Genomic DNA, 17,559 nt, shown 5'->3' on the forward strand with positions numbered 1-17,559 from the left:
GCCGTCGCCGCTGGTTTCCAGCCGAGTTGCTGCGCGACAGCGGAACGATGCCAGCACCAGGGCGGTAGGCCGTAAGGCCGGTCTGGCCCTCGCGCTTGCCCTCAACTTGGGACTTCATCGCCTGCGACCACTGCGGAATCAGCTGGGGGCGCTCTGTAGCTGTCCTGGTGATCGATATCTACTCGGGTGAGGTCGTCGGTTCCGATTGCGGATCTTGGTCTGACGCCTTGTCTCCGCGGGCTGCGGCTTCTACGCGGAGGAGGTTGTCGATGATGACGGCGATGCCCTCTTGCGCGGCGGGGGAGAGTTGGTTGAGGGACCGGGCCATGACGCGTACGCGTGGGCTGTGTTCCGTCGGCGTCGCTTGGTCGCCCAGGAGGTAACCCGCTGGCACGTCGAAGAACTGGGCGAGCGCTCGTAGGGTCGAGGCTTTCGGGTTGATGCGGGGGCTGCGGAGCAGGTTTCTCAGTCCCTCGGCGGTGATGCGGTGGCCGGCTTTCGTGAGTTCTCGCGCCACTTCCGCTTCGGTGTAGGGTCCTCTGCCGTCAGGGGCGGTCGCGAAGAGCCTGCGCAGCCTCGTCTGGATCAGCTCGGAGGCGGCGGCGTCGGCCGTGCTCCCTGGTTCGTCCGTCATGGCGCCCTCCGCATCCAACCACAGTTGGCCGAAGCTCAAACTATAGTTGACGCCCCTCGGTGATCCGTGCTTAGCTCGCAGTGCTGGTCGACCAACTGTAGTTGAGTGCATGCCCAACTGTGGTTGGTCGACCTGTCGGATCTCGGTCCCCTCCAATCTAGGGGATCGGCCGATCCACGGGGGCAGCGCGACTACTGGTGGCGCTGAACCTCACCGGCCTGCTCGCGTGGTCAACGTCCAGGTCGTGGCAGCAACGGGGGACCGGCCTATGTCGACATCGGCTCGGCGATGGCCGGTGCTGTACGGCAAGCCTTTGGGGGGCGGACGTGCGGGATCGAGCAAGCGAGCAGGCCAACCAACCCGCCGGCCCTGGCGCCTCGGACGAGGTGCCGGCTGGCGGCGGGGGAGAGGAGTTGGTGGCACGGGGTGTGCCCGTCCCACCAACTCCGCCCACAGCCGCCGGGCGGCCCGATCCATCGCGAGCGGGGCAATCCTGGCGGCGGGGGCAGGCGGCGCAGGCGCCGCCGAGACCGGTTCCGCGCGAGTTCGGCGCGGGCAGCCACGTCGACAGGTTGTGGCTACGGGCGGCGGCGCTTCGTCCGGGTTGCCCACTGGTGTGTGTGTCGTCTGCGGATGGCGGCGTCGGGCGCTCGACGCTCACCGTGGCGCTTGGCGGGGTGCTGGCGCTGGCTGTCCCGGTGCCGGTCGTGGCGGTGGACGCCACGCATCGGGCGTGGGGCGGGCTGGAGCACCGTGTGGTCCGCAGCAGCCCAGCGACGCTATGGGATGCGGTGCTCGCCGGGGACACGCTTGGCGACGCGTCAGTCGTTGAGCGGCTGGCGCAGGTCGGGCCCACGGGCTTGCGTGTGCTGGTCGGTGAAAGCAAGTGGACGGCGCAGCGCCGCCCTCCGACGTGGTCGGAGCTGTTCGGCGTAGTGGGTCATCTGCGTGACGCGTATGCCTTGGCGCTGCTGGATCTGCCGCCGGCGGACACCGCGTCTGCGTGGCGGGCCTTGGGATGGGCGACGGTGCCCATGTTCGTGGCCCGAGCCAGTGTCGAGTCTCTGCAGCACACGATGCGGCTGTTGACCCAGCTGCGGGCGGTTGGCCTGACCGAGGTGGTGCAGGAGTCGGTCCTGGCCGTGATGGCGACCTCGCACTCCACCGCCCGGGAGGTCCGCGCGGTGGAGCAGATGGCGAGGCAGTCGGTCGGGCACCTGGTGCGGGTGCCGTACGACCCGGTGCTGGCGCGGCCGGATCCGGTGGACCTGCGGTCGTTGAGCAAGCTCACGCGCTCGGCGTTGGTGGAGGTCGCCGCGGCTGTCATCGACCGCTGTCCGGTGGACCTGTAGCAGCCGGACGGTGAATTCGTCGCCCAGGGCGGCATGAAACGGGGGAGGACCACGTGTTGTTGAGCTGGATAGCGGCGGTGCTGACCGTCCGAGCGCCTGTACCGATGGCGTTGCTGGCAGCGCCGTCGCCGACACCTCAGCCGTCGGAAGGTGGCTTCGACTTCAGCCGGATCAGCCCTGATCCTGCAGCCGTTCCCCGCTCCGACCTGTTCTACAAGCTGGCCAACGCGGCCCTGTTCCTTGGTGTGGTGTCGGCGGTGGCCGGCCTTGCGGCCGGAGCGATCGCCTTCGGTATCGGCCCGATCTTCGGCGCGCACATCATCAGTGATCGGGGCAAGTCGATGATGTGGAAGGCCGGCCTCGTCGCGATCGTGATCGGGTCTGCCACGTCGATCGTGGCGTTCCTGCTCAGCGAGATCTGAGGGAGGAACTCACATGTCAAGGGCAGGGTTCAAGCCGGCCGGCGATCGGCGGGGTGCCGTGGCGGTCGTCGCGGGGGTGCTGGTGGCGCTGGCGGGTGCGTTCGCCGCCGGGCGAGCGAGCGCCCCGGAGCAGGTTGCGACGGTCGAGTACACCGACCGTCTGGTCAACGGGGTGCCGGTGGGCTTCCCGGGAACACCACGCGGGGCGGGTGACACGGCAGCGGCGTACGTGACGTCGCTTGCTGCCTCTGCCGCGCTCGCGGCCAGCGAGCGGCAGGCCATCGTCGACGCGGTGGCCGCGTCTGGGGCCGGGCCCTCGGTGGCCGACCTCGTCGGCGTGCCGGCGGCGCAGCCCGGCGGTGCGGTGATCTCGCAGGTGCTGGTGGCGCGGGTGTGGGTGCCCGACCACGATGTCGACGCCGCGGTGCCGGAGGGCGGTGAGGTGTCGGCGCGGATGCTGCTGTGCGCGCTGAACGGGGCCGTGACCGACGGCATCGTCGCCGGGTCCCAGGCGGGGCTCGCCGGCGGCTGGTACGTCCAGGACGTCACCCTCAGGTGGGTCCAGGGACGGTGGAGGGTGACCGTCGTGCAGCTTCCGGTGCCGGTGCCTCCTCCCGACCAGCGCGGCGCGCGGCGCGACGGCAGTCCTCGCAACACTCAGCCGCTGCTTGAGGTGCTCAGCGCCCGGTCATGGGTGCCGGGGACGGTGTGACCATCATGTGGGTATCCCTGATGCGGCGACACCGGACCGGTGGCTGCCTTGCGGTGATGCTGGCCTGCGTGGTCGCGGTGGCGATGGCCACGCCCGCGGCTGCGGCGCCAGAGCCGTCACCGTCGCCGTCAGCGCCTGCGGAGTGGTGCCCGACTCCGTCTCACAATGACCAGCCACTGCCGGGCGGGGTGGAGCCCGCCCTGCCGCAGGTGAACTGGTGTCTGCCGTGGGTGCAGTGGCAAGACGGCGACGGCTGGTTGACGCTGTGCAGCAAAGCCACCAACGCCGTCGAGCAGGAACGATGCGACGCGGTGTCCGACACCCTTGTCTCGCCGCCGCCCGACCGCACCCGGTCCGTGCTCGACGAGCGGATCCCGGCCAGCGGCGAACACCCGGTGCGGTGCGAGCGGTTCGGCGACCGGGCATCAGAGGACCCGGCGAACGCCGAGCGTTGGAAGGCCAAGCAGGCGCGGTGCGAGGCAGCGCGGGCGTCGCTGGTGATGAACTCCTCGCTGCGCCCCGACGAGGGCTGCCACGTGCTGGATGTCACCTGCCAGGTCAGCTCGCAGGTGGAACGCGTCGTGCGCAGCGGGTTCATGGGGTTGGTGGACATCGTGGTCGCCGGCTTCGCCTGGGCGCTGGGGAAGCTGGCCGAGGTGGTGTTCGAGCAGACCTCGCCAGTGCTCGCCGACGAGCCGTTCTACGCCGTGTACAACGATCTCAGCGGTGTGCTTGTCGTCCTGGTCCTGGTCGTCTTCGTCCTCTCCACAGCGATCAACGGGCTGCGGCTGAACGGCGGCCCGGGCCCGCTGTCGAGCCTCGCTGGGCTGGTCCGCGCCATGCTCGGCATCGCCTTCGCCGGTGGCATCGCCTATCTGCTGATGGCTGCCTGGGACGAGGCCACGGTCGCGCTGATCGAGCGCAACCAGCAGCGCGGCTGGCAGCCGAGCATCTGGGTGGAGTCGCTGGAGGCGCTGACCGCGCAGACAGGCACCCTGTTCCTGGGCTTCGCCGCCGGGTGCGTCAGCCTGGTTGGGCTGGTGCTCCTGTTCGTCATGTTGATGTTCCGGTCGCTGCTGGCCGCCGGTGCCGCTCTGCTCGGGGCCGTAGCGATGACCGGGCAGGTGATGGCCGAGACCCGATCGTGGGGCCGCAAGTGGTTCTGGACGTGCAACGCGTTGGCCTCTTCGAAGTTCTTCATCGCCGCGTTGTGGATCTACGGCACGCGCACCACGTACGAGAGCGACAACGTGATCAACGTGCTGCGGGGGATGTTCATCATCGTCCTGATGGTGCTGGCACCGTGGATCCTGTTGCGGCTGACGAGCATGTGGGACGGCTACGTCGCCGACGTTGACGCCCGGGGGTTCATGGCGTCGGTGGCGGGCGGGGTGGGGTTGGACGCCGCGAGTCGCCTCACGGGCCGGTTCGGCGATGGAGGGGACGGCGGTGGTGGGGATGCCCCGTCGCTGATGCAGGGCAACGCCGACGCCATCCCGACCATCCCTACGTCCGATTCCGGTCCGCCTGGGCTTGACGACAGCGCTGTTCCCGACGCCGTCGACGCACTGGAGGGCCGAGGGGACAGCACTTCGGTAGGCAAGCCGAGCCCGGAGCCCGGCCACGAGCAGGGCGGTGACGAGAACGCCCAGGAAGCCGCCGGAGTCGAGCGCGACAGCCACACGGCGCGCAGCGACGTGGAGCAGGGCCAACTCACGGTGCCGGGCGACACGACGGGAGACCAGGGTTCGCTGCCGGTGACTCCCCACGCCGCGTCCGGGCAGCCGGCCGGAGCGGACCCCTCGGACGCCGGTGACGCGGGGACCCGCTCGGCAAACTCGCCAGCGCCTGGCGGCGAGGCCGAAGGACAAGGGGCGTCCGGCGCGGTCATCCCGCCGGAGGCGGACGCGGGAGGGACCTCCGGCGTCGGTCCGGCCAGTGGCGGCGGGGCGGGGGCTGACGACGGCGGCAGCGAGCCGGGTGGACAGGAGACGAGCGCGGCCGGTGCGAGCGCCGGCGGCGCAGGCCGAGCGGGGGGAGCCGCGGCCGGTGGCGCTGCGGAAGTCCCCATCGTGCCCGTGTAGGTGAGGAGACGAAATGACGCAGTTCTGGTTTCCGCCCCGGTCCACGCGCGGCTCGGTCCTGGGCTTCTCCTGGGGACAGATCGGCACGGCGGTCGCCGGGGTGATCTGCCTGGTCATCGCCGCGAACCTGTTCACCGTCGGCCGGAGCGGCGCAGCCGGGGGCATCCTGCTGCTGGCGCTGCTACTGATCACGCTGGGGCTGCTGCGGCTGCGCGGCCGGCGGGTCACCGAGTGGGCCCCGATCGTCGTCGGGGCGCTCGCGCAGCGGGTCGCCCGGCAGGACCGCTACCGCGGCGGGGTGTTCGCCGCCAGCCCGGGTGCCGACCATCTGCATCTCCCCGGCCCGGCCGCCGGCTACCGGTGGTTGCCGGCCGTGGCCGCCGATGGCCTGACCGAGGTGGGGCTGCTGCACCACCGGCGGGAGGGAACGGTGACCGCGGCATTGAGCTGCGCCGGCAGCAACCTGCTGCTGGCGGACACGGTGGTGCAGCAACAGCGGCTGACGGCGTGGGCGGGCGTGCTCAACCTGTTGGGCACCGAGTACGCCGACAGCGGGCTGGTGCGCTGGTCCCTGACCGCCCGGGCCGTGCCGGACGCCGGGAACCGGGCGCAGCGGTACCTGCTGCAGCAGGCCGTCGACACGAGCACGGCGGCGTACCGGTCGTTGGCGGAACTGACCGCGGCGGCGGCACCGTCCACGCAGCGGCACGAGGTGCACCTGGCCGTGGTGTTCGACCTCAAGCGGCTGTCGGCGGAGATCGAGGACGCCGGCGGTACGGACGCGGCCATCGCCACGGTGATCCTGGACAAGCTGACGGGTATCGGCGCGGCCGTGCGTGAGGCCGGCATCGACATGGGCGGGTGGCTGTCGTCGCGCGCCTACGCGGCGGTGCTGCGCACGCAGTTCGACCCGCAGGCCGAGCCTCCCGTTGACGTGCGCTCGGCTGCCGAGCCAGGCGTGGCACCGCACATGGCCGGGCCGGTCGCCGCGGAGAACGTCGGCTGGGCGTCGTACCGGCACGACTCCGGATTCTCGCAGACGCTGTGGGTGTACGAGATGCCCCGCCAACCGGTGACCGCGACGTGGATGACCGCCCTGTTCACCCGCACCGTCGGCCGACGGGCCGTGACCGTGGTCGCCGAGCCGGTGCCAGCCCAGCTGGCGCAGCTGGCGACGCGGCGGGACAAGGTCGCCCGTGCTGGCGATGAGGTCACCAAGCGTCGGATGCGGCTGGTGCGTACCGCCCGGGAGGACGAAGAGGCGCGCTCCGTCGAACAGGTCGACCGGGAGCAGGCAGCGGGCCATGTCCGTTACCGCTACGCCATCCTCGTCACCGTCACCTCCGACAGCGAGGAACAGCTGCGCCACGACGTACGGGCGATCAAGCGCGTCCTGGGCCGCGCCGGCTGCCAGGCGGTGGTGCTCTACGGGGAACAGGACCAGGGGTTCCTGGCCGGGGCCTTGCCGCTGGCCCGGGGACTCAAGCCGCTACGGGGGTGGTTCGCGTGAGGTCGCCGGGACGGGTACAGCGGGAAGGGTCCCTCGCGCAGGGGATAGCGCGGTCCGCCGCCCACCGGGACATGGCCGTCGCGCAGGCCGCGCTGGAGCGGGAGGAACGCGCGGTACGGCGGATGGCCGAGCGGCTGCTGGGCCCGCCGCCGGCCGACCGGCGGGGCGAGCGCGGCCGGGCCGCCGGACGGGCGTTCTGGCGGCTGCGGCTGCCGCCCCTGGTCACCACCAGTGCCCAGCTGTGCAGCGTGTACCCGTTCGTGGCCGACCCGGGCCTGGGTGTGGACGGGCCGCTGATCGGCCAGGAGGTGTACTCCCGCGCCGGTTTCGTCTTCTCCATCCACGAGCTGTACCGGGCCGGCGTGCTCAGCGCGCCCAATATGGTGGTCACCGGCGAGATCGGGTCGGCGAAGTCGTCGCTGCTCAAGACGATCGCCTACCGCGGCGTGCCGTTCGGGGTGCGGTTCTACATCGTCGATGTCAAGGGCGAGTACGACGGCCTGGCCGATGCCGCCGGGATCCGGCCGGTGCGGGTCGGCCCCGGCGCGGGGGTGGTGATGAACCCCCTCGCCGGTATTCGCCGGCAGGCCGGTCAGGGCGAACAGGAGTGGTTGCAGATCCAGCGGGCCCGGCGGCTGCTGCTGTTGGAAGGGCTGCTGGAGATCCAACTTGGTGGTCCACTGGGCGAGGCGGAACGGTCGCTGATCGAGTACGCCCTCGACACGGTGACCCGCAGCGACGACGGCACCAGCCCAGACCGGCTGGCCACCCCCACCCTGTCGTTGGTCCTCGCGGCGATGGGCGATCCTCACCTGTGGGCAGGCCGGCTCGCCGGACTGCACTACGACGTCGACCAGTTCACCGCCGACAGCCGTCGGGTGCGGCTGGCGATGGAACGGCTGATCACCGGCGCCCTCGGCGGGATCTTCGACGCGCCGGCCGCGTCGTCCCTGACGATCGACTTCGACGAGCCGGGCGCGATCCTGGACCTACGGGCGGTGCGGGCGTCGGACCAGATGACGGCGATGGCGATGACCTGCGCCCAGTCCTGGCTGGAGGCGGAACTGACCCGCCCCGACGCCCCACCACGGGTGTGCCTGTACGACGAGTTCGCGCTGATCACCCGCCACCTCGGCCTTGTCCGCCGGCTGCGGGAACAGCTCAAGCTGGCCCGAGCACTGGGCACGGCGAACGTCCTGGCCTTCCACCGCTTCTCCGACCTGGCGGCGAGCGGCAGCGCGGACTCCGAGCAGGTACGCATCGCTCGCGGGCTCATCGAGGACACCGGCGTGCGGGTGTCCTACCGGCAGGCGCCCGGCTCTCTCGACGCCGCCCGCGAGTTCCTCGGCACCACCGACGTGGAGACCGATCTGCTGCTGCACCTGCGCCGGGGCGTCGGGCTGTGGAAGGTCGGCCTGCGCTCGTACGTGGTGAAACACCAGCTCTCCTCCGAGGAGCGGGCGATGGTCGACACCGACACCCGGATGCGGCAGATCCCCGAGCAGCCGGCGCGAGGACTGACGGACGCGGGCCACCCGGCACGGGAGTCCGCGACAGCAGGGCAGGTGTGGTGATGGCCGGGTCCCTGATGTCCCCGGGGCACCGGCTGCCCACCCGTGGCCTGGCCCGCGCCGACATCCTGGCCCGGCTGACCGTGCTGGGCATCGCCGTGCTGGCCGCGCTGCTGGGCACCGCCACGCTGTGGCTGGCCGGGCAGGTAGGCGGCGTGCTCACCCACTGGGCCTGGCCGGACACCTCACCGATCGACGCTCCCGGCATCGCCGTACGGCTGCTCAGCCATGCCGGTGACCCAGCCGCCGCCTGGCCGGCATCCGCCCGACCGGACCTGCCCCCGGCGCCCCTGCTGTATCTGCTGTGGCTGACCCTCCTCGCCGGCATCGTGACCGGTGCCGGTGTACCCGCAGCCCGGTTCGCGCGGCGGCGGGTGCAGCGGCGAGGCTTCGCCCGCCGCGCCGATCTCGACCGGGCAGTGACCGCCACCGCCGTGCTGCGGCGCGTCGACGTGCTACGCCCCGGCCTGACCATCCGCGCCACGGACCGTCCAGCGGCCGTCGAGGCGAAGACACGCCGCCGCGCGGATCCCCTGGAAGTGGCGCGGTTCCTCGGCCACCACGCGTTGACCGGCGAGCCGCTGTACCTGGCCAACGAGTACACGGAACTGCTGGCGGGGGCGGCGCGGTTCGCCAACAAGACATCCCGCTACATCGTCCCTCGGGTCGCCGACGCCCGCGGCGCGGTCATCTCCACCTCGACCCGCCTCGACGTCGCGGCCGTCACCTACGACCTGCGCGCCGCCCTCGGCCCGACATGGATCTTCGAACCACAGGGACTGGTGCCCGGCGTGCCGCGGCTGCGCTGGTCACCCATCGAGGGCGCGGAGGACCCGGACATCGCCGCACTGCGCGCCAAAGGCTTCGCGGCCGGCGCGGGCCTCAAGGGCGACGTGGAGAACGGCCAGTACTTCCAGGACCAGGCGGCGTCGATCATCCGGGGCCTCCTACACGCTGCCGCCCTCGACGAACACACCACGATGACGGACGTGGCGAGCTGGGCGGCCAACCCGAACGACCCCCGACCCGAGCGGATTCTGCGCCACCACCAGCAGACGGTGTGGGCAGACCGGCTCACGTTTCACCGCGAGTCCACCGGGCGCAGCCGCGACGCCATCCAGAGCGTGGTGTTCGGCGCGCTGGATCCCTTCAGCAACCCGCGCATCCTGCACGCCTGCTCACCGCCGCGCGGGCAGCAGTTCCGCCCGGAACAGTGGCTGACGGAGTGGGGAACTCTCTACCTGGTGGGCACGCGCAGCGGGCAGGCGCTGATCGCACCACTGTTCGCGGCCATCGCCGAGGACATCATCTACCGCACCCTGCAGCAGAGCTTCGTCGCACCGGGTGGCCGCGTCGAGCCGTGCCTCTACCTGATCGGTGACGAGATCACCAACATTGCACCGCTGCCATCGCTGCCCGCGCTGGCCTCCGAAGGCGGCGGCGCCGGCATCGCCCTGTCGATCAGCTGCCAGAACACCCACCAACTCGAGGAACGGTGGGGCCGCGACGGAGGTCAGGCGCTGCGCGACGGCGCCAACGCCCGCTTCGTCATGGGCGGCACCCAGGACGTCAACGCGCTCAAGGACGCCCAATCCCTCCTCGGCCAGGTGCAGGAGCTGACCTCGGCCGCGAGTTGGGGCGGCGGACGCGCGTCGGTGCAGGAGAACACGCGGCGGGAGAACCTGATCGACCTCGCCGAGCTGCGCACCCTGCCCACCGGCCACGCCCTGGTCCTGCTCGGCAACATGCCACCGGTCGAGGTGGTCCAGCCGGCGTGGTGGGAGCGCCCGGACGCCGAGCGGTTCCACGCCGCGCAACGCGCCTTCTCCCGTCGCCTGGAGGGGACCAGCTGATGCCGGACCGCGCATTCCTGTTCGAGTTGCCGCCGGAGGCGTCCCCGCAGTTGCGGGCCGTGACCGAGTTGGCCGAGATCGTCGACACGCTGCGCGACTCCCTGGAGAAGCTCGCCGAGGCGCACGTCGCGTTGAGCGAACGCGTCGACGCCCTCGACGACGTCGCGGTCGGACAGATGCCATCAGCGGTCTGCTGGCGGGACCTGGACCCGGACGCCGCTCGTGAGCTGTGGGCATGGCTCGTCGGATGGACCAGTTGGATGGTCGGACGGTACGGGCTGGCACAGGACCTCGGGGCATGCTGGCCGGCGCATCCGCCGCTGGTGGAGGAGCTGACCGCGCTGTGCGTGTCCTGGCACCACGCCTACGCGGGGCAAGTCGACCCCGATGCCCCGCTGCGCTGGCACGAGGCGCTGCACCGGGCCCGGCAGCGGTGGCAGCTGTGGGACACCACCCGCTGCCGGCACGGCCAGCACAGTCCGCCCAACCCCGACACCGTTTGGGCCGAACCCTGGCCGGAAGACGCCGACCAGGCCGTCACCCAGGACATCGACGCCCGGCTGGCGCAGCAGCCGCTGGCCCCCGCAGCAGGAGGCATCCCATGACGGAACTCGCCGAGGTCACCAGCGTCTGGGACTGGCAACGCTTCGAGGCAGCCCTGCGAGGCATGCACGACCACGTCGACGTGCTCCGTGACGTCGTCACCGGCATCCACGAAGCCCGCGACGCCTGGCACGACGACCAACAGGAGGAGAAACAACGATGGACGGACATCGACCAGATGGCACAACGGGAGACGGAGCTGGACTGGGCCAGCGACGGACACCTCGACGGCGACTACACCCGGGACGTCGACGCGTGACCGCCAAGACCATTGCCACGCACGCCGCCTCCATCAGCCGCGGTCTGGAGCAACTGCGCCATGACATCGGTGCCCTCGTCGACAGCGCCGCACGCCGCCCCAGCGCGAACAAGCGGGCAGCGCTGGTCGACACCCACCACCAACTGCGGCTGCTCGGCCAGCGGCTCAACGACGCCCTCGGCGCGGACACCAAGCCGGCCCCACCCGAGGAGCAGCCGTGACGTGCCACACGACAACCAGCAGGGCCATCGCGGGGGTGGCCCTGCTCCTGCTCGCCGGCTGCGGGACTCGCCCGCCCACCGTCCCGTCCGACGCGGGACGCTCCACCGGAGCGCCCGGCACCGCTGCGGTACTGCCGCCCGAGGGCACGATGTCCGCCGACCCGGACGGTGTCGTTCCCGCCGTCCCCACCCGCGCGGACCCGGAGGCCGTGGCCGCTGCAACCCGATTCGTGCAGGCGTGGGCCCGGCCGGGACTACCCGCCGCCCGGTGGCTGGCCGGCGTGCAACCCCTGGCGATCCCGGCCTACGCCGAGCAGCTCACCACCGTCGACCCCGCCAATGTCCCCGCCAGCCGGATCACCGGTCCCGGTCGGGTCTTCTCGGCCGTCACCAACAGGATGGAGGTGGATGTCCCCACCGACGCCGGGGTGCTGCGGGTGACGGTGGTACGCAGCGGCGGCCGGTGGCTGGTCGCCACGATCGGCCGACGAGAGGAAGCCGGCACGCCGTGAACGGCCGCGGAATCGGGCTCGGCGTCGCCCTCGCGGCCACGCTGCTGCTGTGCGGGCTGCCCCTCGCCGTCGTGGTAACCGACGAGGAACCCGCCGGTGCATGCACCGCCACCCCACCGAACACCACACCCGGAGCCGATCCGTCCGGCATCGGGGCCGTAGGGCGATGGAACGCCGAGCAGGTCGGCAACGCCGCGACGATCGTCGCGGTCGGCAAGAAGCTGGAGGCGCCCGCCCGCGGTTGGGTCATCGCCGTCGCGACGGCGATGGTCGAGTCGAGCCTGCGCAACCTACCCGGCGGGGACCGCGACTCCCTCGGACTGTTCCAGCAGCGCCCCACCCAGGGGTGGGGCACGCCCGCGCAGATCCTCGACCCGGTGTACGCGTCGACGAAGTTCTACGAGAGGTTGGAACGCGTCGACGGCTGGGAACGGCTGCCGTTGACCGTCGCCGCGCAGAAGGTGCAGGTCTCGGCGTATCCCGACCGGTACGGCGAGTTCGAACACGACGCCGAACAGGTCGTCGCCGCCGTCGCCGGCGTCACCACGATCACTGACCTGCCCGGCGCGAGCCTCGCCCGCTGCCACAGCCCAGCACCAGTCGCCGCGTCCGGCTGGACCCAGCCCCTGCAGGCGGAGGTCGGCAGCGGCTACGGGCCACGTGCCGGCCGGCTCCATGCCGGGGTAGACCTGTCAGTGCCGCGCAACACGGTCATCCGGGCCGCCAGCGCCGGACGCGTGGTGTGGGCCGGGTGCGATCCGAGCACCGGCAACTGCGACATCGACGGCAGCCCCGAGACCAGCGGCTGCGGATGGTACGTCGACCTGGTCCACGCCGATGGCTACGGCACCCGCTACTGCCACCTGGTCCGCCGCCCCGACGTCGCCGAAGGCGACACCGTGCAGGCCGGCCAACCGATTGGCCTGGTCGGCACCAGCGGCCACTCCTCCGGCCCGCACCTGCACTTCCAAACCCACGAGAACGCCTGCTCCGGCGGCAACTGCGACCTGAGCAACGACAACTCCGTCGACCCGGTCGGGTTCATGGCCGCCCGCGGGGCGCCGCTGGGGGAGAGGAGGTGAGAAACCGGCAGAAGGCATAGACCCATCAGCGTCATCACCATCACGGGGGAAGCATGCACGAGGAGACCGAACGACCGCGACTGCCCGCACCGGAACCGCCGGCACCGTACGACAGAGGCGGCAGGGCGGGCCAACGCCGCAACCGGCGACCGCTCCGACGGCCGAGGTGGAAGAAATGAGCGCCGCGGTCGACCGGCAACCGCGCCGCGTCGCGGGAATCTACCGGCCCCAGCCTGCCAAGACACCGGGCCCGCCACCACGGCCCGGCCCGCTGGCCCAGCTGTGCCGCACCGCCAACACCATCAGAGCCCACCTCGAACGCACCGTGCTGCGGGAGAAGGGCATGACCTGGACCGCGTACGACGTGCTCGTGCTGGTATGCGCCCGCCGCGCCGTAGACACCCGCACAGCCGCCACCGAGATCGGCATCGCCAAGGCCACCCTCACCAACGTTCTGGTATCACTGGTCGACCGTGGTCTGGTCCGCCGAGACCTCCACGAGGACGACCGACGCCGGGTGGTCCTGCGTCCCACCCCAACAGGCATGGAGTTCGCCCGACAGCTACAAGGTCGCGTCGATGCTGAACAAGCCCGCCTGTTCGGCGAACCCGGCCTCCCCGCTGGCGACAGCCTGGCGCGGGTGCTGCGAACGCTCGCAGTCCGTTCACGGCAGCATGCCGCACCCGACGCAGGAACCGCCCGGTGACCGATCGAATCAGGGCCCAGCCCGTCCGGGCTGGCCTCTTGCGCTGTCGTCCTCGCCATTCTCCATGACACGACCGTTCTGCTGAGTTGATCGCTTGACCCCGGCACCGGCGAAGGAGTCGACTCGTGACCAGCCCAGATGCGCCCACCGCGCCAGCCTCGACAACAGCCGGATGGCGCCTCGGCCTGTTGTACGGGCCAGCCATCTACGGCGTCAGCGCCGCCGCCGTCGCGCTGCCCGCCGCCGCCCAGGGCCTCCGAACTGACGCGGCGACCGCCGTGTGGATCCTGGCCATCCACGCGCTTGGACTGGGCGTCGGCGCGGCCGTTGCCGGCCGTGCCACCGACATCTGGAGGCCGCACAGCGTCATCAGCGTCGGCACGGCACTGCTCGTCACCGGCGCGGCGCTCTGCGCCATCGCCTCTGCTCTCGCCGTGGTGGTCGTGGGCCGAGGCCTGCTCGCCGCCGGCTCAGGGGCTATGACCGCGACCGCCCTCGCCCTCGCCGCCGGCACTCCTGCACCCGCGCGGCCCGGCGTCCTGGCACGCCTCGGCACGCTGATGGCGATGTTCAGCGCCACAGCACCGCTTGCTGGAGCACTCGCCCTGATGGCCTCGTGGCGTGTGGCGCTGATGCTCCCCGCGCTGTCCGTTGCCGCGCTGCCAGCGTGTTGGACACTGATCCGCTCCCGGCCCCATCAAGGAGGCGTCGAAGGCCTGGACTGGGCCGGCGCGTTCCTGCTGGCGCTCGCCGTCGGCGGGCTGCTGCTGGCAGTGGAAAGCGCGACTGTAGAGGTTGCTCGCCCCTCCGTGCTCGCCCTGGTCGTCATCACGTGTGCGGCGGGATCGTTGCTGGTGGTGCACAGCAAACGGCATCCCACCGGGTTCCTGCCGGCTGCCGTGGTACACGACCGAGTGTTCTGGCACTGTGGCTTGGTCGGTGCCGGCGTGTACGGCGGACTGTTCGCGGCCGTCTACGCCGTCCCCAACGCGCTGGCTCGTCTCGGGCACAGCGCCGGAACCGTGGGCGTGCTGTTGCTCCCCGGGGCGATCGTCGGCGCTGTCCTCGCCCGGCTGGCCACCGCAGCGTGCGGCCGAATGCCACCGAACAAGGTGCTCGCCGCCATGGCTGTTCTGTTCAGCGCCGCCATACTGCTGGCGGCGGCAGACCGCCGACCCGCGATACTGGTCGGCGCGGCGGCCGTAGGGTTCGCCGCCTTCGCGTTCGCGCAGATGAACTTGACGGCGACTTTGTCTGCCCGCATCGCCGCAGATGCTCGCGGCGGCGCGGTGGGCACCTTGAACCTGCTCTTCTTTCTCGGTGGGGCTTTGGGATCGATGACCTGCGCCGTCTTCTGGAAGCCCTGCGGTCTGCCCGCCGCGTTCGCCGCAACTGCCGTGTTTCCAGCCGCAGCTGCAATCGCAGCGTGGCATCTGAGCCTCGCACCCACTGGCGAGGCTCAGATCTTGAAAGACGAGGGTCGGACCGGTGTGAGCGAGGAAGCCGTCGAGTAGGTCGGACGGTACTGGAGGCACTTGGGTCCGTTGCTGATGATCGCGAGAAGACGGTCGACAGGCCAGTGACGGCGAGGTTGCCGATGCACTGAGCCTTTGTCGGTAACGGCTGGTGGCGCTACAGGCCGACAAGCTCGGCGAACTGCCCGATCTGCCACCGCCCGGATCGATCGCCCTTGTGATCGTCGTCCACGAGCCGATTCTGCGAGCCTGACCCGCATCAGGGTCAAGTCCCGGACGTCATCCTTTGACAACCTGGATGGCGGCAGGTCAAGGCGGTCTGTGTTCGAGTGGCCGGTGAACCGACGGATGAGGCGGTGGGTTTAGCTACCAGTCCTACGCCAGGTCTGACTGCTGCCTGGCTGCGCTCGTCGGGGTGTGCGGGCCCCGGTCCCCGCGGTCAGTCTGCGTGTCCGTCATGGTTGTCATCACAGAATCCTTTCTGTCTGATTTACACATATGTTGCGTTCCCATTCAGTCACCTTTGCCTTACGGGTAAATATGTCTGATCTTCACTGTCTCCCTTCGTGGTTGGTGTCGGGGTCTTGTGAGACGGCTTGGTGATCTTTACCGTTCGGCTGACTTTGATCAGGGGAGGGCCGACGTGGCGGGTGGGGTTCGTCGAGCTGGCGTGGGCAGCATCTCGACCGTGGGCCGATGGTCGCGACGTAGGTCGGTGCTTGCGGGTCTGTTGAGCCTGTCGATGGCGGTGTCGCTGCTGTCAGTGCCGCCAACGTCGGAGGCTAGGGCGAAGTCGGGTACGCCTGAGGGTGCCAGCACGTTGAAGCCTTACCAGAGGGCTGGTTCGCCGTCTCGTGTCTCTCACGAGGTTGGCGTCGAGTCCACGTCGGTGACCGGCGCTGCGGTCGCGGGCGGCGCACGTAGGCCGGTCCCGGGTGCGGTCGGTGCCGAGCAGATGTTTCCGCCGGTCACCGTGCCTGGGGCGACGCCGGAGCCGCAGCGGCTGTCCGTGGTGCGTGAGGTGGGCCAGCCGACGGGGTTCGTCGCCGGGCGGTCGGTGGAGAAGGTGAGTGCTCGTACCGGGCGCACGACCGAGTTCGACAACCCCGATGGGACGAAGACCCTGCGGGTTTTCGATGGCCCTGCCTTCGTTCGTGACGGGGTGGGGCAGTGGACGCCGATCGACAACCGGTTATCGCAGCGACGGGACGGCCGGTATGCGCCTGCTGCCGCCGCCGATGTGACTGTCGCTCCTCGTGGTGATGACGCGCAGGTAGCCACCCTGTCCCTCGGTGAGGACGCCTCAATCTCGTTCGCGGTGGCAGGTGCCGCTGCGGTGACTCCGGCGGTCATGGATTCCACGGCGACGTTCGCGGCTGTGCGGCCCGCTTCGGACGTGAAGTTGACGCCGATGGAGTGGGGGCTGAAGGAAGAGATCGTCCTGCACTCCGCTGACGCGCCGACGTCGTGGACGTTTCCGTTGATCGTCAAGGGTCTCACTCCGTCGATGAACGGCGCCACTGGCGAGGTGATGTTCACCGACTCCGCCGGCATCGTCCGCGCCGTCATCCCGCCGGGGTTCATGGTCGATTCGAACGTCCATCCCCGTCGTGGTTCGGGGGAGCGGTCGGATACCGTGCGCTACTCGCTGCAGCGTCAGGGCGGCGGCTGGGTGCTGCGGGTCGACCTGGATGAGCAGTGGCTGCGGGATCCGGCTCGGGTGTTCCCGGTGATCGTGGATCCGTCGTTCACGGACAACTCCGAGACCGACGACACGTTCGTGTCCAAGCGTGATCACGCCAACCGCAACAACTCCGCTGAGAGTGATCTGCTGGCGGGCACGTACAACGGTGGCGCTGAGCGGGCGGCGTCGTATCTGCATTTCAACGACCTGAAGGCGTCGCGGCCGAACCGGTACGTGCTGGGGGCGACGCTGCGGTTGTGGAACTTCTGGTCGTACTCGTGCCGTGCGCGGGCGGTGAACGTGTACGCGGTGACGAAGTCGTGGTCCGGCTCGTCGACCACCACCTGGGCCGGCCCATCCTTCGACTCGGCGAGCCGGGTGGGGACGGGTTCGTTCGCCTATGGCTACTACGACTGCCCGAGCGGTGGGTGGGCCGGGTTCTCGCTGCCGCCGGATCGGGTGATGAAGTGGCTGCACGGCACCGAGGCCTTCTACGGGTTGACGGTGCGTGCGTCGGAGACGGACAGTTTCGCGTGGAAGCGGTTCGCGTCGGCGAACTTTTCGAACTCGACGGCCCGGCCGTATATCGATCTGAGCTATTCGGACCAGGGCGCCAAGTACTCGCTGCCGTCGCCGACGTTCAACCCGCCGGTCACTGCCGCGTCCGCCGGCATGATCACCGCCCGGGTCACGAACTGGGGCATGACGACGTGGACGCCGACCAACGGGTACCGGCTCACCTACAAGATCCTCAACAGCTCGGGCAGCGTGATCCGCAGCGGACGGCGAGTTCAGTCAGTCGTAGCACTTGATCTTGGTGGTTCGGTGGGACAGGATGCCCGCCGTGCGCAACATGCTGACGTTGGCTGATCGTGAAGA

At 70.5% G+C, this 17,559-nt stretch carries 16 protein-coding genes; 15 read left to right on the plus strand and 1 reads right to left on the minus strand.

What is annotated here, in order from left to right; translation table 11 throughout:
* Nucleotides 1–178 precede the first annotated feature (178 nt).
* The gene (locus tag ACFT41_RS18300; RefSeq protein WP_377587885.1) at nt 179–634 is read right to left on the minus strand and encodes a hypothetical protein; all 456 of its coding nucleotides are present in this window, start codon (nt 632–634) and stop codon (nt 179–181) included.
* Between the two features lie 620 nt (nt 635–1,254).
* Here ACFT41_RS18300 and ACFT41_RS18305 point away from each other — a divergent pair.
* The 15 genes from ACFT41_RS18305 (at nt 1,255) to ACFT41_RS18375 (ending at nt 17,550) form a co-directional block, all read left to right on the plus strand.
* The gene (locus ACFT41_RS18305; protein WP_377613920.1) at nt 1,255–1,986 is read left to right on the plus strand and encodes a MinD/ParA family protein; all 732 of its coding nucleotides are present in this window, start codon (nt 1,255–1,257) and stop codon (nt 1,984–1,986) included.
* 53 nt (nt 1,987–2,039) lie between these two features.
* Nucleotides 2,040–2,408, plus strand: coding sequence for a hypothetical protein (locus tag ACFT41_RS18310; protein WP_377589304.1), 369 nt, complete (start codon nt 2,040–2,042; stop codon nt 2,406–2,408).
* A gap of 13 nt (nt 2,409–2,421) precedes the next feature.
* Nucleotides 2,422–3,120, plus strand: a complete 699-nt coding sequence (locus ACFT41_RS18315) for a hypothetical protein (RefSeq protein ID WP_377589303.1) — start codon at nt 2,422–2,424, stop codon at nt 3,118–3,120.
* Between the two features lie 230 nt (nt 3,121–3,350).
* Nucleotides 3,351–5,204 (plus strand): hypothetical protein, encoded by a 1,854-nt coding sequence (locus ACFT41_RS18320; protein WP_377589302.1) that lies wholly within the window; start codon nt 3,351–3,353, stop codon nt 5,202–5,204.
* 13 nt (nt 5,205–5,217) lie between these two features.
* Entirely contained in the window at nt 5,218–6,714 is a 1,497-nt protein-coding gene (locus ACFT41_RS18325; protein ID WP_377589301.1) for an SCO6880 family protein, read from the plus strand.
* Nucleotides 6,711–8,288: a hypothetical protein gene (locus tag ACFT41_RS18330; protein ID WP_377589300.1), complete on the plus strand. Its 1,578-nt coding sequence runs from the start codon at nt 6,711–6,713 to the stop codon at nt 8,286–8,288. The genes ACFT41_RS18325 and ACFT41_RS18330 overlap by 4 nt, the downstream gene beginning before the upstream one ends.
* Nucleotides 8,288–10,138 (plus strand): type IV secretory system conjugative DNA transfer family protein, encoded by a 1,851-nt coding sequence (locus ACFT41_RS18335; RefSeq protein ID WP_377589299.1) that lies wholly within the window; start codon nt 8,288–8,290, stop codon nt 10,136–10,138. Before ACFT41_RS18330 ends, ACFT41_RS18335 begins: the two co-directional genes overlap by 1 nt.
* Nucleotides 10,138–10,743, plus strand: coding sequence for a hypothetical protein (locus ACFT41_RS18340; protein WP_377589298.1), 606 nt, complete (start codon nt 10,138–10,140; stop codon nt 10,741–10,743). The genes ACFT41_RS18335 and ACFT41_RS18340 overlap by 1 nt, the downstream gene beginning before the upstream one ends.
* Nucleotides 10,740–11,000, plus strand: a complete 261-nt coding sequence (locus ACFT41_RS18345) for a hypothetical protein (protein ID WP_377589297.1) — start codon at nt 10,740–10,742, stop codon at nt 10,998–11,000. Before ACFT41_RS18340 ends, ACFT41_RS18345 begins: the two co-directional genes overlap by 4 nt.
* Nucleotides 10,997–11,221, plus strand: coding sequence for a hypothetical protein (locus ACFT41_RS18350; RefSeq protein ID WP_377589296.1), 225 nt, complete (start codon nt 10,997–10,999; stop codon nt 11,219–11,221). The genes ACFT41_RS18345 and ACFT41_RS18350 overlap by 4 nt, the downstream gene beginning before the upstream one ends.
* Entirely contained in the window at nt 11,218–11,733 is a 516-nt protein-coding gene (locus ACFT41_RS18355; protein WP_377589295.1) for a hypothetical protein, read from the plus strand. The genes ACFT41_RS18350 and ACFT41_RS18355 overlap by 4 nt, the downstream gene beginning before the upstream one ends.
* Nucleotides 11,730–12,815 (plus strand): M23 family metallopeptidase, encoded by a 1,086-nt coding sequence (locus ACFT41_RS18360; protein ID WP_377589294.1) that lies wholly within the window; start codon nt 11,730–11,732, stop codon nt 12,813–12,815. The genes ACFT41_RS18355 and ACFT41_RS18360 overlap by 4 nt, the downstream gene beginning before the upstream one ends.
* A 175-nt stretch (nt 12,816–12,990) precedes the next feature.
* Nucleotides 12,991–13,521 (plus strand): MarR family winged helix-turn-helix transcriptional regulator, encoded by a 531-nt coding sequence (locus ACFT41_RS18365; protein WP_377589293.1) that lies wholly within the window; start codon nt 12,991–12,993, stop codon nt 13,519–13,521.
* Between the two features lie 125 nt (nt 13,522–13,646).
* Nucleotides 13,647–15,035 (plus strand): MFS transporter, encoded by a 1,389-nt coding sequence (locus ACFT41_RS18370; RefSeq protein WP_377589292.1) that lies wholly within the window; start codon nt 13,647–13,649, stop codon nt 15,033–15,035.
* Between the two features lie 850 nt (nt 15,036–15,885).
* Nucleotides 15,886–17,550 (plus strand): DNRLRE domain-containing protein, encoded by a 1,665-nt coding sequence (locus ACFT41_RS18375; RefSeq protein ID WP_377613921.1) that lies wholly within the window; start codon nt 15,886–15,888, stop codon nt 17,548–17,550.
* The last annotated feature ends 9 nt before the right edge of the window (nt 17,551–17,559 follow it).

Origin of the sequence: Micromonospora sp. NPDC057141 (assembly GCF_042670805.1) — a bacterium.
Lineage (GTDB): Bacteria > Actinomycetota > Actinomycetes > Mycobacteriales > Micromonosporaceae > Micromonospora.

Bases quoted from the DNA above. Each gene is read 5' to 3' on its own strand.
- ACFT41_RS18345 (WP_377589297.1), top strand. From the start codon at position 10,740: ATGACGGAACTCGCCGAGGTCACCAGCGTCTGGGACTGGCAACGCTTC.
- ACFT41_RS18335 (WP_377589299.1), top strand. From the start codon at position 8,288: ATGGCCGGGTCCCTGATGTCCCCGGGGCACCGGCTGCCCACCCGTGGC.
- ACFT41_RS18315 (WP_377589303.1), top strand. From the start codon at position 2,422: ATGTCAAGGGCAGGGTTCAAGCCGGCCGGCGATCGGCGGGGTGCCGTG.
- ACFT41_RS18325 (WP_377589301.1), top strand. From the start codon at position 5,218: ATGACGCAGTTCTGGTTTCCGCCCCGGTCCACGCGCGGCTCGGTCCTG.
- ACFT41_RS18340 (WP_377589298.1), top strand. From the start codon at position 10,138: ATGCCGGACCGCGCATTCCTGTTCGAGTTGCCGCCGGAGGCGTCCCCG.
- ACFT41_RS18365 (WP_377589293.1), top strand. From the start codon at position 12,991: ATGAGCGCCGCGGTCGACCGGCAACCGCGCCGCGTCGCGGGAATCTAC.
- ACFT41_RS18300 (WP_377587885.1), bottom strand. From the start codon at position 634: ATGACGGACGAACCAGGGAGCACGGCCGACGCCGCCGCCTCCGAGCTG.